General features: G+C 63.6%; 21 protein-coding genes and 2 pseudogenes. 15 read left to right on the top strand and 8 right to left on the bottom strand.

Annotated elements, in window-relative coordinates:
- A partial coding sequence (locus tag AB5Y50_RS13910) for a transposase (RefSeq protein ID WP_319861765.1) occupies nt 1-142 on the top strand: 142 nt, incomplete at its 5' end.
- A gap of 253 nt (nt 143-395) precedes the next feature.
- Nucleotides 396-1,421 (top strand): Wadjet anti-phage system protein JetD domain-containing protein, encoded by a 1,026-nt coding sequence (locus AB5Y50_RS13905; protein WP_049636773.1) that lies wholly within the window; start codon nt 396-398, stop codon nt 1,419-1,421.
- 341 nt (nt 1,422-1,762) lie between these two features.
- On the opposite strand, the gene AB5Y50_RS13900 is transcribed toward AB5Y50_RS13905, so the two are convergent.
- Nucleotides 1,763-2,341, bottom strand: a complete 579-nt coding sequence (locus AB5Y50_RS13900; protein ID WP_049636772.1) for an alkylphosphonate utilization protein — start codon at nt 2,339-2,341, stop codon at nt 1,763-1,765.
- 179 nt (nt 2,342-2,520) lie between these two features.
- Here AB5Y50_RS13900 and AB5Y50_RS13895 point away from each other — a divergent pair, with 179 nt between their 5' ends.
- The 7 genes and pseudogenes from AB5Y50_RS13895 (at nt 2,521) to AB5Y50_RS13865 (ending at nt 7,160) form a co-directional block, all read left to right on the top strand.
- Nucleotides 2,521-3,714 carry a methyltransferase gene (locus AB5Y50_RS13895; protein ID WP_049636771.1) on the top strand — a complete coding sequence of 398 codons (1,194 nt, stop codon included), beginning with the start codon at nt 2,521-2,523 and terminating at the stop codon, nt 3,712-3,714.
- 188 nt (nt 3,715-3,902) lie between these two features.
- Nucleotides 3,903-5,348: pseudogene (locus AB5Y50_RS13890) on the top strand (chitinase).
- Nucleotides 5,349-5,470: 122 nt separating this feature from the next.
- Nucleotides 5,471-5,836 (top strand): VOC family protein, encoded by a 366-nt coding sequence (locus tag AB5Y50_RS13885; RefSeq protein ID WP_049636770.1) that lies wholly within the window; start codon nt 5,471-5,473, stop codon nt 5,834-5,836.
- Between the two features lie 207 nt (nt 5,837-6,043).
- On the top strand, nt 6,044-6,442 hold the full coding sequence (locus tag AB5Y50_RS13880) for a GFA family protein (RefSeq protein ID WP_113977995.1): 399 nt from the start codon (nt 6,044-6,046) through the stop codon (nt 6,440-6,442).
- A gap of 29 nt (nt 6,443-6,471) precedes the next feature.
- Nucleotides 6,472-6,699 carry a DUF4287 domain-containing protein gene (locus tag AB5Y50_RS13875; protein WP_049636768.1) on the top strand — a complete coding sequence of 76 codons (228 nt, stop codon included), beginning with the start codon at nt 6,472-6,474 and terminating at the stop codon, nt 6,697-6,699.
- Nucleotides 6,641-6,943: an SRPBCC domain-containing protein gene (locus AB5Y50_RS13870; protein WP_308443934.1), complete on the top strand. Its 303-nt coding sequence runs from the start codon at nt 6,641-6,643 to the stop codon at nt 6,941-6,943. The genes AB5Y50_RS13875 and AB5Y50_RS13870 overlap by 59 nt, the downstream gene beginning before the upstream one ends.
- On the top strand, nt 6,888-7,160 hold the full coding sequence (locus AB5Y50_RS13865) for an SRPBCC domain-containing protein (RefSeq protein WP_235696168.1): 273 nt from the start codon (nt 6,888-6,890) through the stop codon (nt 7,158-7,160). The genes AB5Y50_RS13870 and AB5Y50_RS13865 overlap by 56 nt, the downstream gene beginning before the upstream one ends.
- Before the next feature lie 90 nt (nt 7,161-7,250).
- On the opposite strand, the gene smrB is transcribed toward AB5Y50_RS13865, so the two are convergent.
- Nucleotides 7,251-7,775: an endonuclease SmrB gene (gene smrB, locus AB5Y50_RS13860; RefSeq protein WP_049636766.1), complete on the bottom strand. Its 525-nt coding sequence runs from the start codon at nt 7,773-7,775 to the stop codon at nt 7,251-7,253.
- Between the two features lie 65 nt (nt 7,776-7,840).
- On the opposite strand from smrB, the gene prmB reads away from it, so the two are divergent.
- Nucleotides 7,841-8,776 carry a 50S ribosomal protein L3 N(5)-glutamine methyltransferase gene (prmB, locus tag AB5Y50_RS13855; RefSeq protein WP_049636774.1) on the top strand — a complete coding sequence of 312 codons (936 nt, stop codon included), beginning with the start codon at nt 7,841-7,843 and terminating at the stop codon, nt 8,774-8,776.
- 16 nt (nt 8,777-8,792) lie between these two features.
- On the top strand, nt 8,793-9,881 hold the full coding sequence (gene aroC / locus AB5Y50_RS13850) for a chorismate synthase (protein ID WP_042017130.1): 1,089 nt from the start codon (nt 8,793-8,795) through the stop codon (nt 9,879-9,881).
- Nucleotides 9,882-9,968: 87 nt separating this feature from the next.
- Here aroC and AB5Y50_RS13845 read toward each other — a convergent pair whose 3' ends face one another.
- Both AB5Y50_RS13845 and AB5Y50_RS13840 read right to left on the bottom strand, forming a co-directional pair.
- The gene (locus AB5Y50_RS13845; RefSeq protein WP_368163043.1) at nt 9,969-10,598 is read right to left on the bottom strand and encodes a substrate-binding periplasmic protein; all 630 of its coding nucleotides are present in this window, start codon (nt 10,596-10,598) and stop codon (nt 9,969-9,971) included.
- A gap of 143 nt (nt 10,599-10,741) precedes the next feature.
- Nucleotides 10,742-10,963 (bottom strand): annotated as a pseudogene (locus AB5Y50_RS13840) (ABC transporter substrate-binding protein); the annotation flags it as partial.
- Nucleotides 10,964-11,301: 338 nt separating this feature from the next.
- Here AB5Y50_RS13840 and AB5Y50_RS13835 point away from each other — a divergent pair.
- Nucleotides 11,302-12,642: a DEAD/DEAH box helicase gene (locus tag AB5Y50_RS13835; RefSeq protein WP_049636764.1), complete on the top strand. Its 1,341-nt coding sequence runs from the start codon at nt 11,302-11,304 to the stop codon at nt 12,640-12,642.
- Nucleotides 12,643-12,728: 86 nt separating this feature from the next.
- Here AB5Y50_RS13835 and AB5Y50_RS13830 read toward each other — a convergent pair whose 3' ends face one another.
- From AB5Y50_RS13830 to cra, 4 genes are all read right to left on the bottom strand, one after another.
- A complete protein-coding gene (locus AB5Y50_RS13830; RefSeq protein ID WP_049636763.1) occupies nt 12,729-13,418 on the bottom strand; it encodes an RES family NAD+ phosphorylase in 690 nt (229 codons plus the stop codon).
- Complete coding sequence (locus AB5Y50_RS13825; protein ID WP_039040750.1) at nt 13,418-13,822, bottom strand: antitoxin Xre-like helix-turn-helix domain-containing protein; 405 nt, start codon at nt 13,820-13,822, stop codon at nt 13,418-13,420. The genes AB5Y50_RS13830 and AB5Y50_RS13825 overlap by 1 nt, the downstream gene beginning before the upstream one ends.
- A gap of 243 nt (nt 13,823-14,065) precedes the next feature.
- Nucleotides 14,066-15,259 carry an aromatic amino acid transport family protein gene (locus tag AB5Y50_RS13820; RefSeq protein WP_041211460.1) on the bottom strand — a complete coding sequence of 398 codons (1,194 nt, stop codon included), beginning with the start codon at nt 15,257-15,259 and terminating at the stop codon, nt 14,066-14,068.
- A gap of 634 nt (nt 15,260-15,893) precedes the next feature.
- Entirely contained in the window at nt 15,894-16,880 is a 987-nt protein-coding gene (gene cra / locus AB5Y50_RS13815) for a catabolite repressor/activator (protein WP_161648280.1), read from the bottom strand.
- A gap of 307 nt (nt 16,881-17,187) precedes the next feature.
- Between cra and fruB the strand changes: the two genes are divergently transcribed.
- From fruB to fruA, 3 genes are read left to right on the top strand one after another with little or no spacing between them, the layout of a single operon-like run.
- Nucleotides 17,188-18,288 carry a fused PTS fructose transporter subunit IIA/HPr protein gene (gene fruB, locus AB5Y50_RS13810; RefSeq protein ID WP_049636761.1) on the top strand — a complete coding sequence of 367 codons (1,101 nt, stop codon included), beginning with the start codon at nt 17,188-17,190 and terminating at the stop codon, nt 18,286-18,288.
- Nucleotides 18,288-19,277: a 1-phosphofructokinase gene (gene pfkB / locus AB5Y50_RS13805; RefSeq protein ID WP_113977997.1), complete on the top strand. Its 990-nt coding sequence runs from the start codon at nt 18,288-18,290 to the stop codon at nt 19,275-19,277. The genes fruB and pfkB overlap by 1 nt, the downstream gene beginning before the upstream one ends.
- On the top strand, nt 19,274-20,998 hold the full coding sequence (fruA, locus tag AB5Y50_RS13800; protein ID WP_049636759.1) for a PTS fructose transporter subunit IIBC: 1,725 nt from the start codon (nt 19,274-19,276) through the stop codon (nt 20,996-20,998). Before pfkB ends, fruA begins: the two co-directional genes overlap by 4 nt.
- The last annotated feature ends 30 nt before the right edge of the window (nt 20,999-21,028 follow it).

Genomic DNA, 21,028 nt, shown 5'->3' with positions numbered 1-21,028 from the left:
AAGGCGACTGCGTAATGAATTTCTGGACTTGAGAGGTGCTTACAGCAAACCCGTACTCTGGTCACGCTCTTACTTTGCGGGCTCTTGCGGCGGAGCACCGTTGGAGGTGATCAAGCAATACATTCAAAACCAGCGGGGCTGACGCCCCGGCGAAATTCCCCTCCCACCTACGTCGGAGGGAGTCCCCTTTCGCATTTAAGATGGCGTCGCAGCATACTGATTTCACCGATGTCGATGGATTGCCAATCGTAACCGCTGACCATCCTGCCACGAGCTTGTGGACGGGTGACGGTTTGAAAGAGCGATCTTCCTTTGGTGCGAGACAGGTCACGGTTGTGGACAGAAAGATCCCCTCTACTTGGCCATATGGAACCGCAATGAAAGAGGGGGGGAGGATGTCACTTTTTGATGAGCGTCGTGTGCAGGATCTCTGTGCCCGCTTGCTGGCAGACACTAATAACCAGGGATATTCACTCGATAGCAAGCATGGCCGCGAGTTGAGAGATCTCCTGCAGGCTGTGGGTGGAGTCAAGCCAGTGGGACGAGGGGCTCGTCATGTGTTGACCGATGCTGGAAGGAATTATCTCGCAGCACAGCTGGCACAGGTTGCACCAGTGATGCCGGACAGGCGTGACACGATACGGGCTCTCGGGGTGGACCTGCCCGCACATCTAAACCAGGCCAGTTTTCATGCCCTCTGGCATGGGGACAGCAAGAGCGGGATAGATCCAGATAATGATGCTATCGACATCACGCTGACACAGGATGAAGTGATTCGACTTCGCACGCTGAGCCCGCTGTCACTCATCGACCAGGACGGACTGCGCCACGACATGAGGGCGCAACTGGCACTATTGGGAGAGCTGGTCTTACCGGAGCGCTGCTTGAGTAAGTTACATGGCATTGAGTGGCAGGGGCGGCAACTGGTCACGGTGGAGAACAAGGGAGCTTTCGTGGATTACCCGCTGCAAGTGGGGGAGTTGTTGCTCTATGTGCCTGGCCGCAATACCAAGTTGGCACGTCAGGTATTCCCGCTGTTGCCGGCTGCCGTACCCTGGGCCCATTTTGGCGATCTGGATCAGCGCGGATTGGATATCGCTAACGAGCTGGCCCATGCCCTTCGTCGTCCGTTGGCTCTTTGGCTACCCGACACCTTGATGGCCTATGTTCATCACTATGCCCGCACTCTGATCCGCCGTCTGGAGGGGCAACCGATCAGCAGAGGCAAGATCCCATGGGAGGAGGTCCCCGTGGTGAGTGAGCATGGCAAGCAACTGGAAGAGGTCCTTATATATCTGATCGAAAGGGGATTGTGGTTGGAACAGGAAGTATTGGTGCTAGCCGGAGGTTGGCAGTCATGGCCACTCGACGCGCCTTGCGGCCAACGCAGTAATGAAAAAACCGCCATCAGGCGGTTTTAATGGTTGTCAGCCCCTATTTCAGGGCTTTTTTCAGCTTTTTGATCTTGCTTTCGTGCTTGGCGATTTTCGCCTGGCGGGCGGCGATCTTCTTCTTGATCTCTTTCTTGCTGGCCATGGGGCGGCTCCTTGTCTCGTGGGCGCCATGGGGATCAGGGTGCCCGGGGTCTTTCCATGCGTGCCGGGAAGGCCCTCTCCGTTGGCGCACTGACAGTCAGGGGAGGGGCATACCGCGGAACTGGTTTGCAGGATAGTCCAGTTTCCCGCGAGTGCCACCCGAACGGCAGGAAACAGAGGCAACAAAAAAGCGCCCCTGGGGGCGCTTCTGGCTTGAAGGGGCGGTATCAGGCCTTCTTCAGGTAGGCGGCCACCAGCACGATCTGCATGCCGTTGACCTTGCCCTCGATGTGCAGCGGGTTGTTGGTCAGGCGAATGCCCTTGACCAGGGTGCCGCGCTTGGCGGTGAAGCCCGCGCCCTTGACGTCCAGATCCTTGATCAGGGTGACGGAGTCCCCTTCCACCAGCACGGCGCCATTGGAGTCGACGGTCGGCACGCTGTCGTCAGCGTCGCTGGTCACGCCGGCGTCTGCCCAGGCCTTGACCTCGTCTTCCATGTACATCATGTCCAGCATGTCCTGGGCCCAGAGCTCGCCCCGGGCGACGAGGGCCTTCAACTGGCGCCAGGCCATCACCTGCACCGCCGGCACCTGGCTCCACATGCTGTCACCCAGGCAGCGCCAGTGGTTCACCTCCGTGGTGTCCGGCTGCTCCAGCTGGCCGCGGCAGGTGGCGCAGAGGGCCACGCTGTGGTCGTCGTCGCTGGCGGGGGAGTGCGGCACCGGGAAGGCAGTCAGCGCATGTTCTGCGCCACACAGCTCGCATTTGGCATTTGCACGGGCTTGCAGGATGGCATTGATGGTCATGATTGGGTTCCGTTTATAGGGGTAAAGCTGCTCGCCGTGGCGGGCTGCGCGAATGAGGGGCCGGAATATAGCACAAATCCCTGCTTTTTGTCAGGCTACCAGCGGCGCACAGGCGAGTGCTTTTTGACGGCAGATCGCTAGAATGAGCCTCCCTTTTTGCGCCAAAGGACAGGTTCACCGTGCTGGCCCACCGTTTTCGACAACTGGACTGCTTGCTCACCGCCGAGCGACGCTGGTGGCAATACCAGCCCTATCACCATTTGGGGATCGCCTTTGCCCGCGAGGCGCCAGCCCTTGCGAAGTGCCTGGCAGCCCTGACCCTTGACGAGATAGCGCACCTCGACGGGGACATGGATGCGCTCTGCACCCTGCTTGCCCCCTGGATCCCGGCGGGGGCCGAGTTGCAGGCCCTCGGCGAGCTTGCCCCTTTCGCCCCAGAGCCCGTCCAGTGCGCCAGGACCATGGCGATGTACATGCCGGGACGCAAGCAGGGGCAGATAGAGGCCTTCACCGGCTGCCTGCCCCCCCACCAAGGTCCCTATCTGGAGTGGTGCGCCGGCAAGGGGCATCTGGGGCGCCTGGTGTCGCTGCACCGTGGCGCGGAGATCCTTAGCCTGGAGTGGCAGGGGGCGCTCTGCGAGGAGGGGCGGCGGCTCGCCGCGCGCGACGGCGCCAACATGCGGTTCGTGGAGGCGGATGCCTTTGCCGCCGAGTCCGGGGCCCTCATCGCCCCGCACCATCACGCCATGGCGCTCCATGCCTGCGGCGATCTGCACACCCATCTGTTGACGCGGGTGGCCGAGGGGCGTGCCCAGGGGGTGACCCTCTCCCCGTGTTGCTACCACCTCATCAGAGGAGAGCACTACGCGCCCCTCTCTCGGGCCGCCAGGGCCAGTGCCCTGCGCCTTGGCAAGAGCGATTTGAAGCTGCCGCTGCAGGAGACGGTGACCGGCGGTGCCCGCATCGCCCGGCTGCGGGAGCGGGAGGTGGTGTGGCGCCTCGCCTTCGACTGCCTGCAGCGCCAGGTGCGCGGGGTGGATGAGTACCTGCCGGTGCCCAACCTGCAAAAGAGCCTGCTGACCGGGGGCTTCGAGGATTTCTGCCACTGGGCCGCCGAACGCAAGGGGATGGGCTTGCCCGCGGGGCTCGACTACGCCGCCTTGCTGGCACAGGGGGAGCGGCGCTTTGGCGATGTCGCCCGCATGGAGCTGGTGCGCCACCTGTTTCGCCGTCCCCTGGAAATCTGGCTGCTGCTCGATCGCGCCCTTTTCCTCGAGGAGCAGGGCTACCGGGTGGAGGTGGGCACCTTCTGTCCCAAACCCATGACCCCGCGCAATCTGCTGATCCGGGCGGTGCGCGCAGGGGGGATCTGAGCAAGAGTCCGGACAGGTCGGATGGCTGCGGCCGCAAGACCAGGGGCTGGATCCCCCTGCAAACGAGCGCCATCTGAGTGCAGGGAGGCATGGCTCACAATTTCGCCAAATTCTTAATTCTTGTCGTGAATTTAGTTGTCAGGATGCCTATGCTCGCCCTGACATTTTCAAGACAAGGATGGTTACCCATGTTCATGCTCACGCGTACCGCCTGCCTGGTTGCCCTCGTCTGGGCACTGCCCGGCCAGAGCGCCATGACAATCCAGCCCGATCCCCAGAACAGCGGCGGCTATGTGATGGCGGCGGCGGATCTTGCCAGTGCGGCCCAGGCCAAGACCGCCAACCTCATGTACGGGATCTGGTCCCACGCCCTGGCCACCCGGCCCAATTCGGTGGTGGAGGCCATCGTGGCACGCGCCCCCGGCAACCCGGACAACGTCAAGCGGGTCGAGCGGGTCTTCACCGAATCGGACTGGGAGTTCCTGACCCAGATGGCCGCCCCGGAGTACACCTACGAGCGCTTCCTGCGGGCGGTGGGCAAGTTCCCCGCCTTCTGCGGCGACTACACGGACGGGCGCAATGCGGACGCCATCTGCAAGAAGTCCATCATCACCGCCTTCGCCCACTTTGCCCAGGAGACCGGCGGCCACATTGCCAAGGAGAATGTCTCCGACAACCCCCTTGGGCTGGAGGAGTGGCAATAGGCCCTGGTGCACGTGCGGGAGATGGGTTGGTCTGAGGGGCAGACCGGCTACACCACGGGGTGTGGCCAGAGTGACTGGCAGAACCGGCGCTGGCCCTGCAGCACCGGTCAGGGCTATTTCGGTCGCGGCGCCAAGCAGCTCTCCTACCACTTCAACTACGGCGCCTTCTCCGAGGCCATGTTCGACGGCGACGCCACCGTGCTCCTCAACAACCCCGGGCTGGTGGCGGACTCCTGGCTCAACCTCGCCTCCGCCATCTGGTTCTTCCTGACGCCCCAGGCTCCCAAACCCGCCATGCTGCACGTCATCGACCGGACCTGGGTGCCCTCCCAGCGTGAGCTGGCGGCGGGCATCGGCTACGGCTTTGGCACCACCATCAACATCATCAACGGTGGCATCGAGGTGCGGCGAGCAGAACAAGACAAGGGCCAGCCGGTCAACTGCATCCGCTACTGGGAGGGGCTTGCGGCCCACTACGGGATCCCGCTGCTGGCGGACGAGAAGAACACCTGCTGGCAGCAGATCCCCTATGGCAGCCTCAACCTCAACGGCGCCACCGACGTGCTCTACACCAACTGGGACGGCAACTGGAAATACTACCCGGACAGACCCGGCGGCTACTCCTTCGAGTGTGATCTGGTGGGGTACCAGACCGCCTATTCGGCCCTGGTGCCGGGGGATTACGAGAAGTGCGTGACCAACTTCTACGGCTCCCACGCCAGCTGGCCCAAGGTACGGGTGGTGGCCACGCTGGATCCGGCCCCGGTCGACCCCGGCACGCCACTGGTGGACGGGGTACCGGCCTGGGAGGCAGGCAAGGTCTACACCGCGGGCAACAAGGTGAGCCACAAGGGGATCATCTATCAGGCCAAGTGGTGGACCCAGGGCAACGAGCCGGGCAAGGGCGACCCCTGGGCACCGGTGACCTGAGAGTCAGTACAAGCGCAAGCACCCCGGGGAGGCCGCGCGCCTCCCTTGTTGATCGCCGCGCTGGCTTGTTGCGCCTCTTTTGGCACTGATAGAGTGCGGATTCACACCGAGGGAGGATGACCATGAACATCGCCATTCATTTTGAAATTCCGGTACAGGATCTGGAGAGAGCCATTCGCTTCTATGAGGGGGTCTTCGAGACGGTGCTGGAGCGGGTGCAGATCGATGGCAACGAGATGGCGCTCTTTCCCCTGGAAAGTGGCACGGCGGGCTGCTCCGGCGCCCTGGCGAAGGGGGAGAGCTATGTGCCGAGCCTGGATGGCACCCGGATCTATCTGCGGGTGGCTGACATCGAGGGGGCCATGGCCCGGGCACTGGCATCGGGCGGGGCCTGTCTCTATCCAGTCACCCGGGTCGGGGAGAGCCTCCGGGTGGCGGAGTGTCGGGATTGCGAGGGGAATCGCATCGCCTTGCAGGAGGGAACCTGACCATTATTTATCCGGTGCATGGGGTGTGTTGAGTCATTCATACGATGAATAAAGAGGGGGATTTTCCCGCTCCGGGAGCCTCAGCCTCGCGGTAAGGCCCCGGTATGGTCAGTTGTCGCCCCCCGGATCCCGTGCTACTTCATCTGGTGCGGCAAGAAGGCGAGCACCCGTTCGCCCGGTCTGTCGCCCCAACTCTCAGGAGGCATCATGGAAGGACATTGTCTGTGTGGCGGGATCACCGTGTCGAGCGGCGATCACAAGGAGGTCAACCTGTGTCACTGCGCCATGTGCCGGCGCTGGTCAGGGGGGCCCATGTTCGCGGTGCACGGGGGCAAGGGCGTGCGGTTCACCGGGATGGCCCCGGTGGCCTACCGCTCGTCGGAGTGGGCGGAGCGCGGATTCTGCCCCACCTGCGGCACCCATCTTTTCTACCATCTGTTGCCGACGGACGAGTACATCCTCTCCGCCGGCCTGTTTCAGGATCAGGGGTTCGAGCTCACCGGGCAGATCTTCATCGACGAGAAGCCCGACTTCTATGCCCTCAAGAACGACACCCCGACCCTGACCGGACAGCAGGTGTTCGAGCAGTTCACCCCCAAACCCTGAGCCTGTACTCACCTCGAGGAGAAGCCATCATGGATGAACAACCGAAGGTGAAGGGGCCTGCCTCCTACTTTCCTGCCATCGAGCAGAAATACGGCCAGCCCATCGCCCACTGGCTGACCCTGCTGGCAGGGCGGGAGGAGCGCAAACACATGGCCCTGGTGGCCTGGCTCAAGGACGAACACGCCATGGGCCACGGCCATGCCAATGCCCTGGTGGCCCACTTTTTGGCGCAGCCCGATGCGCCCGGCGTGGCATGACAGTGCCACAGTGCAAAACGTGCAGGAAAGCCAGAGGATCAGAGAGATGAAGATAAGCGTCAGCGTCTGGGTTGCCAGGCCGATTGCCGATGTGTGGCAGGGCTGGAACACCCCCGCCAGCATCATGGCATGGAACGCCGCCTCCCCGCAGTGGCACTGCCCCCAAAGCCGGGTGGACCTGCGGGTGGGTGGGTGGGCGTTTTTGCCACCACATGGCGGCGCGGGATGGCAGCACGGGGTTTGATTTCGAGGGGACCTTCACCGAGGTCACAGCGCCGACGGGGCTCGGCTACGTCATGGACGATGGCCGCGAGGTGAGCGTGCGGTTCGTGGCAGAGCAGGGGGGCACCCAGGTGGAGGAGCGGTTCGATGCCGAGTCCCTGCACAGCGGCGAACAGCAGCGGGCGGGGTGGCAGAGCATCCTGGATAACTTCAAGCGACATATGGAAGCCGCCAGCTGACCCCTGTGGGGCGCCATAAAAAAACCACCGCAAGCTGGCGGTGGTTTTTTTATGGCGTTCGCCCGGGGCAAGGCGGGGCGGGGAAGGGGGTCACTCCTCGATGTCCAGCAGCACCAGGATGGCGCTCTCGCCCCCCCACTCCCGCGGCGCCTGGTGAAAGGCGCGCACAGCGGGGTGCTGGGCCAGCCAGCTCGGGATGCGCTGCTTGAGGATGTGCTTGCCGATGCCGTGCATCACCGAAGCGACGTGGATGTTCTCTTTTCGGCACAGGGTGAGCAGGGCCGCCAGCTCCTGCTTGGCCTGGTGCTGGTTCATGCCGTGCAGATCCAGATAAATCTCCGGCGGGTAGCTGCCGCGCTTGAGCTTTTTCAGCTCGAATTTTGACACGTCGTCGCGCACGTAACGGGTCGGCCCGTCCGCCTCGAGATGGGGCTGGTACTCGTCGCTGAAAAAGTGGTCAACCCCAAGCTTTTCGCGGCTCTCGCGCACTTCGCGTTTCTGCTTGACCGGGCTTGAGGAGGCCCTTATGGTATCTTGCTTAATTTTCCGGGTACCTTTGACAGCATCACGAAACAACAGGCTTTCCTCGTCTGTGAGTGAGGGCGTATTTTTCATCAGGTACTCGTCTTGCTCGCTGTATAAAATTCTCGGGCCGGATATTACTCGACTTGGAGGTGGATTTGGACAAGATATTTATCGATGAGGTGGTTGCCGAAATGCACACCATCCAGGACATGTTGCGCTGGGCCATGAGTCGTTTCAACGACGCCGGGATCTTCTACGGACATGGTACCGACAACGCCTGGGATGAGGCCGTGCAACTGGTGCTGCCCGCGTTACATCTGCCGCCGGACGTGGATCCGGGCATGCGCCACTCCCGCCTGACCACCAGCGAGCGCCACCGCATCGCCGAGCTCATCATCCGCCGCGTGCAGGAGCGCATTCCGGCGCCTTACCTGACCAACAAGGCCTGGTATGCGGGCTGGGAATTCTACGTGGACGAACGGGTGCTCATTCCGCGCTCCCCCATCGCCGAGATGGTGGCCAACCGCTTCGCCCCCTTCCTGAAAGACGAACCGACCCGGATCATGGACCTGTGTACCGGCTCCGGCTGCATCGCCATCATCATGGCCCACGAGTTCCCCCATGCGGAAGTGGATGCCATCGACATCAGCGTCGATGCCCTCAACGTGGCCGAGCGCAACATCAACGATCACGGGCTGGAGCAGCAGGTTATCCCCATTCGCTCCGATCTGTTCCGGGATCTGCCGGCCGGTGACAAGTACGATCTCATCGTCTCCAACCCGCCCTATGTGGACTCCGAGGACATGTCGGATCTGCCGGAGGAGTTTCGCCACGAGCCGGAGCTGGCCCTGGCGTCGGGCTCCGACGGCCTCAAGCTCACCAAACGTCTGCTGGCCAATGCCGCCGACTTCCTGAAAGAGGATGGCGTGCTGGTGGTCGAGGTGGGCAACAGCATGATCCACCTGGAAGCCCAGTTCCCCGAGGTGCCCTTCACCTGGATCGAGTTCGAAAACGGCGGCCACGGCGTCTTTGTGATGACCCGCGCAGAGCTCGAGCAGTACCAGGCCCATTTCGCCATTTACAAGAACTAAACAGCAAGGAGCATTCATGGCAGGGAACAGTTTCGGCCAACTCTTTCGGGTCACCACTTTCGGCGAGAGCCACGGTCTGGCGCTGGGCGCCGTGGTCGACGGCTGCCCGCCGGGGCTGGAGATAAGCGAAGACGATTTGCAGGGGGATCTGGACAGGCGCAAGCCCGGTACGTCCCGCTACACCACTCAGCGCCGCGAGGCGGACGAGGTGAAGATCCTCTCCGGGGTGTTCGAGGGCAAGACCACGGGCACCTCCATCGGGCTGCTCATCGAGAACACCGATCAGCGCTCCAAGGACTACTCCGAGATCAAGGATCTGTTCCGACCCGGCCACGCCGACTACACCTATCACCAGAAGTACGGCCAGCGTGACTACCGTGGCGGCGGCCGCTCCTCGGCCCGCGAGACCGCCATGCGGGTCGCGGCGGGCGCCATCGCCAAGAAGTACCTGAAACAGGTGCACGGCATCGAGATCGTGGGTTTTCTCTCCCAGCTCGGCCCCATCAAGGCGGAAGGGTTCGACGAGAGCCAGATCGAGCAGAACCCCTTCTTCTTCCCCGACGCGGGCAAGCTGGAGGCGCTCGATGAATACATGCGTGCCCTCAAGAAAGAGGGAAACAGCGTGGGGGCCAAGGTGTGCGTCGTGGCGCGCAACGTGCCGGTAGGCCTAGGGGAGCCGGTGTTCGACCGCCTCGACGCCGACATCGCCCACGCCATGATGGGCATCAACGCGGTGAAAGGGGTGGAGATCGGTGACGGCTTCGCGGTGGTGGAGCAAAAAGGCTCGGAGCACCGGGACGAGATGACTCCGACCGGCTTTGCCAGCAATCATGCGGGGGGCATCCTGGGGGGCATTTCGTCGGGTCAGGAGATCGTGGTGAGCATGGCCCTCAAGCCTACCTCCAGCATCACGGTGCCGGGCAAGACCATCACCACCAGCGGTGAGGCCACCGAGATGATCACCAAGGGGCGTCACGACCCCTGCGTCGGCATCCGTGCCGTGCCCATCGCCGAGGCCATGCTGGCCCTGGTGCTGATGGATCACCTGCTGCGCCACCGCGCCCAGAACCAGGGCGTGCACACCCAGACCCCGCAGCTGCGCTGATCACGCTGCGGGCCAGGTGAGTGATCACCAGATACCACAAGGCGACCCCAGGGTCGCCTTTTTCATGGTTTTTTGCCGGCGTCGGCGTCAGGGGGCCGATGGCGTCGAGAGCGATGGGTGCCGGGTTGCGTCCAGGCGGCAGCGGGGCGGCGCAAAGGCGGGATCCGGTGAGGGCAGGGTGGCGATGGCGGCATCGATGCGGGCGAGCGCCTCATCGTTCACGGCCTTTTTGGCAAACATCAGGCGCACCGGCTGCTGGTGCAAGAGTACCTGACACTGGATGGCATTGCTCGCCCCGAGCTGGTAGCGGGCGTATTGCCACTCCATGATGACGCCGTCGAGGCGGCGCGCCAGCAAGAGGGTGAGCAGCCTGTCATCGCTGTTGTATTCACTCGCCTGCCCGAGGGCAGGGCACTCCTCGTTCATCGGCAGGGGGCGGGTACCCCGCAGCTTGCCAAGTCGAAGCCCCTTGGCCTGGCAGAGGGTTGCCAGCTCTGTGAGCCCTTGCCAGCCGTCGGGCTCCCCGGCCTGCGGGCGCTGGCTCAGCAGCACGAAGCTGGCGCGCCGATAGGGGGCGGAGAAGCGGGCGAACCGCTCCCGCTCGGGGGTTTTCAGGGCGCCCATGGCCACGTCCAGCTGCTGGCGCTCCATGAGGTAGAGGGCCCGGGCCCAGGGGCAATGCTGTTCAGATAAGCACTTTTTTGACTGATTATTCATAAATTGGATTTGAGTTGAGGGGGCAAGGCTGTGTCCAGTCGATCTTCCTCCAGCCTTTATCCAGCGGGGCTTGCAATAGAAAGAGGGAGGCATCATGCCTCCCTCGATTTTTTGTCCTGATACTACGTGGACTGGAACTCAAATTCTCTTAAGTGAACAGCATTGCGGGCCCAGGGGAGGTTGCGAAAGGCGGGCTCCACGCCTGCCTTGCCCAGGATCTGGCGGGTCAGGGTCACGTCCAGTCCGCCGAGGGTGCCGTCTGCAGCGATTTGACTGAAAGGGGGCCAGTGGCTCCAGGCCACCGACAGGGTCTCCCTGGCGGCGAGGGGCTGGGCGAAGAGCAGGGGCAGGACGAGGCCCAGCATGCGCCGGGCGGTGGGGGTGAACTTCCGTTTCAATCAAAACCTCCTGTTCCGTGTATCGCGCCGTCCCCGGCAGGCTGCGCAGGGGCATTGATACATACGGCGATTCGGGCCATTTTGTCCTGCCTTCGTCCCTATTTCCAGCCGTGCTGGGAGGCGCATCACATTTTCCTCGTCTAAGTGCGCCAACTCCGTTAGACTGCGCCTCTATTCTTTCCCCTTTGCTCTGCTCCCCGGGGAAATCGTTGTTTTCTCTATAGGCCCGGATCCTGTGAGATGGCATCGGCTCAGCAGAGGAGCCCCACCACGATCTTTGGCGCCCCTATCCCTAGCAGGTAACTATGAGTTTTACTTCCCTCGGTCTGGCCGAACCCTTGTTGCGTGCCGTTGCCGAGCAAGGCTACGACACCCCGTCTCCCATTCAGCAACAAGCGATCCCGGCGGTACTGGCTGGCCGTGATCTGATGGCCGCCGCCCAGACCGGGACCGGCAAGACCGCAGGTTTCACCCTGCCGATGCTGCAGCGTCTGATTGAAAGCAAGCGCAAGGTCTCCCCGAACCGCATCCGCGCCCTGGTGCTGACCCCGACCCGCGAGCTGGCCGCCCAGGTGGGCGAGAGCGTGCGCAACTACGGCAAGCACCTGCCGATCCGCAGCCACGTGGTATTTGGCGGCGTGAGCATCAACCCCCAGATGATGGCGACCCGCCGTGGTCTGGACGTGCTGGTGGCCTGCCCGGGCCGCCTGATGGATCTCTACAACCAGAACGCCGTCAAGTTCGACGAAGTGGAGATCCTGGTACTGGACGAAGCGGACCGCATGCTCGACATGGGCTTTATCCGCGACATCCGCCGCATCCTGGCCCTGCTGCCGAAGAAGCGCCAGAACCTGCTCTTCTCCGCCACCTTCGCCGACGAAATTCGCGAGCTGGCCACCGGTCTGCTGGACAACCCGGCGGTGATCGAAGTGACCCCGCGCAACAGCACCGCCGAGCGCATCGAGCAGCTGGTACACCCCTGCGACAAGGCCAACAAGATTGCCCTGCTGAGTCACCTGGTCACCAGCAACGACTGGCAGCAGGTGCTGGTGTTCACCCGTACCAAGCACATGGCCAACCGCGTTGCCGAGACCCTCGACAAGAACGGCGTCAGCGCCGCCGCCATCCACGGCAACAAGAGCCAGGGTGCCCGTACCCGCGCCCTTGCCGGTTTCAAGGATGGCAGCGTCAAGGTGCTGGTGGCGACCGACATCGCCGCCCGTGGCCTGGACATCGACAAACTGCCCCAGGTGGTCAACTTCGAGCTGCCGAACGTGGCGGAAGATTACGTGCACCGTATCGGCCGTACCGGCCGTGCTGGCGCCGCTGGTCACGCCATCTCCCTGGTGGCCGCCGATGAGGGCAAGCTCATCAAGGCCATCGAGCGGCTGACCAAGCAGAACATTCCGTGCGAGCAGGTGGCCGGTTTTGAAGCCTCCCGCGAGACCCTCGACAACATCGCCCGTGGCATCGGTGCGCCGCTTCGCAAAGAGCCGCGGGATCCGAGCGAGCAGCGCCGTGCGCCGCGTCCGCAAGGCCAGGGCCAGCGTCAGGGGGCCGGTCGCTCCGGCAATGGCGCCGGTGGTAGCGGCGGTGGCAAACCGGCCCAGGCCCGTCGTCCCCGTCGCGCCAGCCACAACCAGTAAGCGGCCAGGGAGCCAGGCTCCCCCACTGTTCGGTTGATACAAAAAGCCCCGCCAATCTGGCGGGGCTTTGTTTGTCCTGGTAGACGCTATTCACCGTAGAGGCGGATCTCCAGCACATGAGTGATGGCCTCGCCGCTCCAGTGGTACTCCAGATGACGGGCGTGGTCCACCCGGCTGACCAGACGGGGGCGATAGAGCACGTGACAGTCGTGACCGGGGTGGCGCACCGAGCGGTAGTGGATGCCGTCCGCCCCGGCGACCTTCTGCTCCCGGGCGAAGGCCTGGGCGGGGCCGTAATCGGTGGCGTGATAGAGGGGGCCTGGCAGATACGCCGGGCCCGTGATGTCGATGAGGCTGGCGCTGAACTGCGCCTGGATCACCCGCATCTGCACCTTCTGGGCCGGCTCCCGGGTGTACCCGAAAATCCGCTCCCTGTGGTAGACCGTCTCCTTGATGCCGGTGTCGAGGGAGGGGGCACAATAGTAGCCGCCAAAGTCCCCCGTGGTGAAACGGGCACCCTCGGGATTGAGGTGAGTGAAGGCGGCCATCACATAGCTGCCGCCGGGCAGCCCCACCAGCCAGTCTTCCCTGGGCACCCGCATCAGCTCGCCCGCCTCTTCCCTCAGCCTGTCGTTGGTCAGGGCCTCGACGGCCCAGACCGCCTCCAGCTCGTCGGCGGTAGCGACGTCTTCATAGAGGCAGATGGGGGGAAAGCGGCTCGGAATGATGCGATAGGCGCAGGCATTGTGGAAGGCGCGCAAGGGCGGGGAGGACATCAGGCCATCTCCCCGCGCCAGGCGTGCAGCCGGGTGGCCACTTCGTAGAGATCGGCCACCCGCCCACCCTGCATGACCTCCATGGCGCTGCGCCCGGCGAAGAAGGGGTGGCTGTTGGGTTTGCGCACCCAGCCATAGATGCTCTCATCCAGGCTGAACAGCAGCCGCAGGCTCTTGTGGATGTTGAGTAGATAGCTCATCCGCTCCTGGAGATCGGCGCTGAGCCGAATGCCGCCGCTGGCCTCCTTGTACTTGTTCAGGGTGGAGCGGGAGGTAATGCCAAGCAGCCTGAGTTGTTCATCCGTGCTGCACTGCCATTTGTCCAGGATGCGAAACACCACGGGCAGGGCCTTGCTGGGATCGACGGCGGGCTGTTGCCGGGGGAGAGATGCGGTGGCGGCCATGTTGCCTCCCGGGTTGGCGTGCCAGACGGGCACGGGATCATGGGTTGTCTGCTAAGCAGTGTAGGGCAGGGGCGCAGTCATGTACATATCTATACATGGTTGCACTCAAATGTTCATTGTTGGATGAGCTTCGCGAGGAGGGGCGCGGGTCGGCCAAGTGAGCCCGTGCCAATGAAACGCCCCGCCAACTGGGTTGGCGGGGCGTGTCTCTTTGCGGCGTTTCTGTTTGTCGGGACGGGGAGATCAGAGGGCGGGCAGCAACCCCATGCTGACGCTGACCTGTACCCCGACGATGAGTACCCCCATGGCACCGGCCAGACCCAGGGCCAGCACGCCACCCGGGACGCGGTAGTGGTCTGCCTCGGCCTGCTTGCGGCTCTGCCACACCAGGGCCACCGGCAGCAGCACCGCCAGCACCGCCAGCGCAATGGCGGCGTAACCCAGCGCCATGATGAAGCCTTGCGGGAAGTAGAGGGCGAACAGCAGGGGCGGCACGAAGGTGATGAGGCCTGTCTGGGTGCGGCCCTGCCAGTTGTCCTTGCGACGGGTCACCTTGGCCATGAAGTCGAACAGTCCCAGGGTCACTCCGAGGAAGGAGGTGGCGAGCGCAAGATCCGCAAACAGATGCATCGCCTGGTTGAAGGCGGGCCAGCTCACCAGGCCGCCGACGTTGGCCAGCAGGCTGTCCAGGGCGCCGCCGGTCTGGATCAGGGATTGCTGGCCCAGCAGCCCCAGGATGGCGACCTGCCACAGCACGTAGAGCACGAGTGGCAAGGCGGAGCCCCACACGAAGACCCGGCGCAACTGCCTGGGGTTGTCCCCGAGGTAGAGCATGACGCTCGGGATGGAGCCGTGGAAGCCGAAGGAGGTGAAGATGACCGGCAGGCCCGCCAGCAGCAGGCCTTCCCCGAGGGGCATGGAGAGCAGGTGCTGCCCCTGGGCGCGGGGCAGCAGCAGCGCCAGCACCGCCACCATGATCACCAGCTTCACGGTGAACATCAGGCGGTTGAGGTAATCCACCTGCCTGGTGCCGACGCACACCATGCCGCCAAACAGCAGGGTAAAGACCCAGGCCGCCTGCTCCTGGCCGAGGGGAAGGCCGGCATCGGCCAATGCCTGGGCCAGCAGGCTGCTGCCGCCGCTGATGTAGGCGGAGGCCAGGGCGTAGAACAGCATCAGGATGCAGAAGGAGGCGATGCCCTTGCCCCAGGGGCCGAGCAGGTGATCTGCCAGCTGGTGCAGGTACCACTTGCCGGTGCTGAGGCTGGCTTCCACCTGCAGCATGGCGGTGAAGGCCATCAGGGCCCAGAGGCCGATCATCAGCATCAGGGTGGCGGGGCCGCCCAGGGACGAGGAGGCCAGCGGCAGGGCCAGCATGCCGGCGCCTATGGTGGTGCCGGCAATCAACAGGGTACAACCCAGGGTCTTGGTATTCATGTCATCCATCCGAAAGTGAGGGGCGCTGTTGCAAACAAGAGAGAGCCAGTTGGCTGTGTCGGGAGACGCCTCCGGGGAAAAGCCGGAGGCTAGCAATATCGGTGTGGATACATCTGTACCTGAAACCTGTCAGTTGTAAAAATTGGTTGCCAAGTTAGCGGATTGAAATGGCGGAAACAACCCCTTAAAAGCGGATTTTGTGCTGTGGCAAGCCGAGGGGTGGCAATAAAAAGTGACACATTGCGCCATGCGCCGAAAAAATGCGCCCCTCAAGGGGAGGCCGCCCGTCAGGCTGCGTTGCGGGTCGACATCGAGAGCGCCCGCGTTGGCGGCAACAGGGCTTGCAGAGGGTAACACGGGGCCCTGGTGGTGCGACTGGCCCGATATAAGCAAACATCGGGTCATACTCCAAAAAGCCATCATTTTCACTTATATCGAGCCGAGGCGCCGATAAACGGGTCCTGGCGCGGGGTGGCCAACCCTGCCGGCGGGGTTGCCGCCCGGCAGATCACCTCAAAGCCAGAAGGCGCAGGGCAAAAGCTGAGACAACAGGGGAGAACACAAGCAGGTGTGGGGGAGGAGGCTCAGGGGCTGGCACGGCGGGCCGCCCCCGGGGTGGTGCGTCGTGGTCGGGTCAGCGGCGGCGTTTGAGGGTACGGCTCACATAGTGCAGGCCGCTCTGGTAGTCGCCATTGACCGCCTTGAGGGCCAGCGTCAGGGCCTGGCTTGCCAGGGCGTCGTGCTGCTGGGGCAGGGAGTTGATGCCAAAGGGGAGGAAATCGAGCAGGCGGTCATCCCCGAAGGTAGCCATGGCGAGCTGGCTCATGTCAGCCTCCTGCTCCAGCAGGTAGTCGAGCACCCCCTCCATCAGGATGTAGGAGGTGGTGATCAGCGCCTCGGGCAGTTGCCCGAGCTGCTGATGGAGCGTCTTGATCAGGCGATACCCTTCGGTGCGCGAGAAGTGGGCCCCTTCACACAGGTGGCGGGTCGCACTGTGACTGGCAATGGCCTGTTCGAAGCCCGCTTTTCGCTCCTGACTGATCGTCAGTTCCGGCAGTGCAGTGATCAAGGCGATATGACCGATGGCCGGGGTGAGCAGGGAGGTGGTGAGGTCCAGGCTCGCCTTCTGGTTTTCACTCGCCACGGTGACGAAGTGCTCGGTGGTCATGGCACGGTCGATGGCGAGGATCTGCACGCCCCTGGACTGCTGCTCCAGGTAGAAGGGATCCGCCGGGGGGAGGCAGCTTGCCACCAGGAGCGCGTCCACATGGCGGCTCACCAGCATCCGGGCCAGCTCCTTTTCGGTGTCCGGATCGTCCTCCGAGCAGACGATGAGCAACTGATATCCCTGGGTGCGGGCCCCTTGCTCCAGGCGCTTGGCGAGCTTGGCGTAACTGGCGTTTTCGAGGTCGGGCAGGATGAAGCCGAGGGTGCGGGTCTGGCCGCCGCGCAGGGAGGCGGCGCGGCTGTCCGGCTGATAGTTGTGGGCATGGACCACGGCCATCACCTTGTCGCGGGTTGCCTGGCTGATGCGGTATTGATCGGCCTTGCCATTGATCACATAGCTGGCGGTGGTGCGAGAGACACCGGCCAGCGCGGCGATTTCATCCAGTTTCATCATGTTGGCTCTGTTTGAGTTGCAAGGCCCGCGCCGGTTCCTGGTTGGGGCGCCGAAAAGTGTGCGCGGGATCATATCATTGAAACGTACTTTCTGCGGGATCTTGAACAATGCGCTGAAACGATTCAGTCTGAGTGTAAATGAAACGATTCAGCTTGTCAGTAACGGATGATTATCTGCACTTGGAAATGGGTTCCGGCTCACCAAAGCGAGAGATCACCGTCTATTGTCAGCAGGCAAGTTACCCGAAAATCGAGTTGAGTTGAGCCGGTACGCCGCGAGGCGAAGCCGGACCTGATGGAGAATCTCTATGTTGAAGTTGGCGCGACAGCAAATCCTGCTGGGACAATCGGTGACGACCAAGGCGGACGCCATCGCACTGCTGGCAAGCAAACTGACCGACGCCGGTCTGGTTGAAGCAGGTTACGTGGACGGCATGCTGGCGCGGGAAGCGCAGCACGCCACCTATCTTGGCAGCGGTATTGCCATTCCCCACGGCACCACGGACACCCGTCATCTGGTGAAGAGCACCGGCGTCATGGTAGCCCAGTTCCCCCACGGCATCGAGTGGGACGAGGGGCAGATTGCCTACGTCGCCATCGGCATCGCCGCCAAGTCCGACGAGCATCTGGGCATTTTGCGCCAGCTCACCCACGTGCTGGGTGACGAGCAGGCCGCAGCCCAGCTCAAGGGGGCGACCGACGAAGAGACCATCATCAATATCCTGACTGGCGCGACTGCCGCCAAAGAGGTGCAATACCTGACCCTGGCGGACTTCCCGGCCGACGACCAGGAGCAGTTGCTGCTGGGGGCTGCGGCCCGCGCCAAATCCGCAGGCTGGGGAGACGCCGCCATGGTGAGCGCCCTCCTGGCCAGCCAGCCTGTTCACCTGGGGGAGGGCATCTGGCTGGCCCGTGCGCAAGCGGCCCAGACCGGTTGGGTGCTGGCCACCCCGAGCACCCCGCTGAACGTCGGTGAATTGCCGGTCAGCGCCCTGCTGCTGCTGTGTGCCGCAGATAGCGGCCATTTGCCGCAACTCGAGAATCTGGCCAAGCTGGCCGCAGCCGGCCAGCTGGCCACCCTTTCTGGCAGCGACGGTCTTGCCATGTTGCAGGCGGGTCCGGCGAGCGGGCTGTCCGAGACCTTCACCATCATCAACCCCCACGGTCTGCACGCCCGTCCGGGCGCCATGCTGGTCAAGGTGGCCAAGGAGTATGAATCCGACATCCGCGTCGCCAACCTCGATGGCAGCGGTGAAGCCGTCTCTGCCAAGAGCCTGATGAAGGTGATCGGGCTTGGGGTCAAGTGCGGTCATCGTCTGGCGTTTCGCGCCGAAGGAGCGGATGCCGAAGCAGCCCTCAAGGGCATTGGCGAAGCCATTGCCGCCGGCTTGGGCGAGGGGGCGCACTGATGGACATCGTCACCATCACCCTCAATCCCGCGCTCGATCTCACCACCCGTCTGGAGGCCATGCACCCTGGCGAGGTCAATCTGGTGAGCGAGGCCAACTTGCGCGCCGCGGGCAAGGGGATCAACGTCGCCATGGTCTTGAAAGATCTCGGCCGTGACGTAGGCCTGACCGGCTGGCTCGGTGAGGGCAACCAGCAGAGCTTCGTCTCCCTGTTCGAGGAACGTGCCCTTGCCGATCACTTCGTGCGCGTGGCGGGCGACACCCGGATCAACGTCAAGATCTCCGAACAATCCGGCCAGGTGACCGATCTCAATCTGCCGGGACTCGCCGTGCAGGAAGGCGATGTCAGCGCCCTGGAAGCGGCGCTGGAGCGACTGGCTCCCCACACCGACTGGTTCGTGCTGGCGGGCAGCCTGCCCAAAGGGGTGTCCCCCGATTACTGTGGCCATCTGATCCGCCTGCTCAAGGCCAAGGGCAAGCAGGTGATCTTCGATTGCAGCGGCGCGGCGTTGAGCGAAGGGATCAAGGCGGCGCCGACCCTGGTCAAACCCAACCTGGAAGAGCTGAGCCAGTGGGCCGGTCGTCCCGTGAAGACCCTGAGCGAGCAGGCCGAGTGCGCCCGCGCGCTGCAGGCAAGCGGGATCCCCAACGTGGTGATCTCCAATGGTGCCGACGGCCTCATCTGGTTTGCACCGGATGCCACCTGGCAGGCGATTCCGCCGCGCATGGAGGTGGTCAGCACCGTGGGTGCCGGCGACTCCCTGGTGGCGGGCCTGGTCCATGGCATGAGCCTAGACTGGACGCCGGAGCAGACCCTGCGTCTGGCCACCGCCGTCTCGGCACTGGCGGTGAGCCAGGTCGCGGTCGGCTTCAACGATATCAATGTGCTCAAACCGTTACTCGAGCAGGTGCGCGTACAGCGTCTGGATGATCTGGCACCGACTCAACCCCAACCCCATTTGATGGCTAACTCAGGAGATGCCCAATGAAAGCAATTCTGGTTACGGCTTGCCCGGCGGGCATTGCCACCAGCTTTCTGGCTGCAAAACGGATAGAACAGCAGGCCAAACTGGCTGGCTGGGAGCTCACCCTCGACGTCGAGTCCAGCGTGCAGCCCCGTCAGGTTCCCTCGAAAGAGCAGATTGCCGCCGCCGACCTGGTGCTGGTCGTTGCCAGCGCACCGGTGGATCTGGCCGCCTATGACGGCAAGTCGCTCTATCGGGGCGACATGGATCTGGCGCTCCAGGATCCCGCTGCCCTGCTGGAAGCCGCGCGAAGCGGTGCCAGCGTCTATCGCCATGAGGCGGCACCTGCCGTTGCCAAACCGACCAGCGGTGCCAAGCGCATCGTGGCGGTGACGGCCTGTCCGACCGGGGTGGCCCACACCTTCATGTCGGCCGAGGCCCTGGAGACCATGGCCAAGCAGCTGGGTCACCAGATCCGCGTCGAAACCCAGGGCTCGGTCGGTGCCCAGAATGCCTTGACGGCGGACGAGATTGCCGCCGCCGATCTGGTGTTCCTCGCCACTGACATTGAGGTGGACATGGCGCGCTTTGATGGCAAGCCGGTCTATCGCACCAGCACGGGGGCGGCGCTCAAGAAAACCCGGGCCGAGCTCGACAAGGCCTGGACCGAGGCGAAGGTCTATCGCCACAGCGGCGCGGCTGCGGTCAAGAAAGAGGAAAAGGCGGGCCCCTACAAGCACCTGCTGACCGGTGTCTCCTTCATGCTGCCCATGGTGGTAGCGGGGGGCCTTATCATCGCGCTCTCCTTCATCTTCGGCATTGAAGCGTTCAAGGAAGAGGGGACGCTGGCCGCGGCCCTGATGAAGATCGGTGGCGGCTCCGCCTTCGCCCTGATGATCCCGGTGCTGGCAGGCTACATCGCCTACTCCATCGCCGACCGTCCGGGTCTGGCGCCCGGCATGATCGCCGGTATGCTGGCAAGCTCGCTCGGCGCCGGTTTCCTTGGCGGCATCGTCGGCGGCTTCCTCGCCGGTTACAGCGCCAAGTTCCTGAGTGACAAGGTGCGCCTGCCGGTCACCCTGGAAGCCCTCAAGCCCATCCTCATCATTCCGCTCTTTGCCAGCCTGTTCACCGGTCTGGTGATGATCTACGTGGTGGGTGGCCCGGTGGCGGGCATCATGAATGCCATGACCGAGTTCCTCAACAACATGGGCTCTGCCAACGCCGTGCTGCTGGGTGTCATCATCGGCGCCATGATGTGCTTCGACATGGGTGGCCCGGTCAACAAGGCGGCCTATGCCTTCGGTGTCGGCCTGCTCGCCTCCAAGACCTATGCCCCCATGGCAGCGGTCATGGCCGCCGGCATGGTGCCTGCACTGGGGATGGGGATCGCGACCTTCCTGGCCAGCAGAAAGTTCATCAAGGCGGAGCAGGAAGCAGGCAAGGCCTCCTTCGTGCTGGGTCTGTGCTTCATCTCCGAGGGGGCCATCCCGTTTGCCGCCAAGGACCCCATGCGCGTCATCCCGGCCTGCATGGCGGGCGGCGCCCTGACCGGTGCGCTCTCCATGCTGTTCGGCTGCGAGCTGGTGGCACCCCACGGCGGTCTGTTCGTGCTCTTCATCCCGAACGCCATCAGCCATGTGATGATGTACATCCTGGCGATCGCGGCCGGTTCTCTGGTGACCGGGGTGGCCTACGCTATGCTCAAGCGTGGCGAGGAGCAGGCCAAGCTGGCGACCGCCTGAGGACGTCACGGCGTGACACACCCTTCATGA

The organism is Aeromonas sp. s6 (assembly GCF_040907815.1).
Lineage (GTDB): Bacteria > Pseudomonadota > Gammaproteobacteria > Enterobacterales > Aeromonadaceae > Aeromonas > Aeromonas caviae.
This window is presented reverse-complemented; position numbering and strand designations above follow the sequence as displayed.

What these genes read in the sequence shown, in the direction of transcription:
- AB5Y50_RS13905 (WP_049636773.1), top strand. Translation starts at nt 396, where the DNA reads ATGTCACTTTTTGATGAGCGTCGTGTGCAGGATCTCTGTGCCCGCTTG.
- AB5Y50_RS13900 (WP_049636772.1), bottom strand. Translation starts at nt 2,341, where the DNA reads ATGACCATCAATGCCATCCTGCAAGCCCGTGCAAATGCCAAATGCGAG.
- AB5Y50_RS13885 (WP_049636770.1), top strand. Translation starts at nt 5,471, where the DNA reads ATGAACATCGCCATTCATTTTGAAATTCCGGTACAGGATCTGGAGAGA.
- AB5Y50_RS13880 (WP_113977995.1), top strand. Translation starts at nt 6,044, where the DNA reads ATGGAAGGACATTGTCTGTGTGGCGGGATCACCGTGTCGAGCGGCGAT.
- AB5Y50_RS13875 (WP_049636768.1), top strand. Translation starts at nt 6,472, where the DNA reads ATGGATGAACAACCGAAGGTGAAGGGGCCTGCCTCCTACTTTCCTGCC.
- AB5Y50_RS13870 (WP_308443934.1), top strand. Translation starts at nt 6,641, where the DNA reads ATGCCAATGCCCTGGTGGCCCACTTTTTGGCGCAGCCCGATGCGCCCG.
- smrB (WP_049636766.1), bottom strand. Translation starts at nt 7,775, where the DNA reads ATGAAAAATACGCCCTCACTCACAGACGAGGAAAGCCTGTTGTTTCGT.
- aroC (WP_042017130.1), top strand. Translation starts at nt 8,793, where the DNA reads ATGGCAGGGAACAGTTTCGGCCAACTCTTTCGGGTCACCACTTTCGGC.
- AB5Y50_RS13845 (WP_368163043.1), bottom strand. Translation starts at nt 10,598, where the DNA reads ATGAATAATCAGTCAAAAAAGTGCTTATCTGAACAGCATTGCCCCTGG.
- AB5Y50_RS13835 (WP_049636764.1), top strand. Translation starts at nt 11,302, where the DNA reads ATGAGTTTTACTTCCCTCGGTCTGGCCGAACCCTTGTTGCGTGCCGTT.
- AB5Y50_RS13830 (WP_049636763.1), bottom strand. Translation starts at nt 13,418, where the DNA reads ATGTCCTCCCCGCCCTTGCGCGCCTTCCACAATGCCTGCGCCTATCGC.
- AB5Y50_RS13825 (WP_039040750.1), bottom strand. Translation starts at nt 13,822, where the DNA reads ATGGCCGCCACCGCATCTCTCCCCCGGCAACAGCCCGCCGTCGATCCC.
- AB5Y50_RS13820 (WP_041211460.1), bottom strand. Translation starts at nt 15,259, where the DNA reads ATGAATACCAAGACCCTGGGTTGTACCCTGTTGATTGCCGGCACCACC.
- cra (WP_161648280.1), bottom strand. Translation starts at nt 16,880, where the DNA reads ATGATGAAACTGGATGAAATCGCCGCGCTGGCCGGTGTCTCTCGCACC.
- fruB (WP_049636761.1), top strand. Translation starts at nt 17,188, where the DNA reads ATGTTGAAGTTGGCGCGACAGCAAATCCTGCTGGGACAATCGGTGACG.
- pfkB (WP_113977997.1), top strand. Translation starts at nt 18,288, where the DNA reads ATGGACATCGTCACCATCACCCTCAATCCCGCGCTCGATCTCACCACC.
- fruA (WP_049636759.1), top strand. Translation starts at nt 19,274, where the DNA reads ATGAAAGCAATTCTGGTTACGGCTTGCCCGGCGGGCATTGCCACCAGC.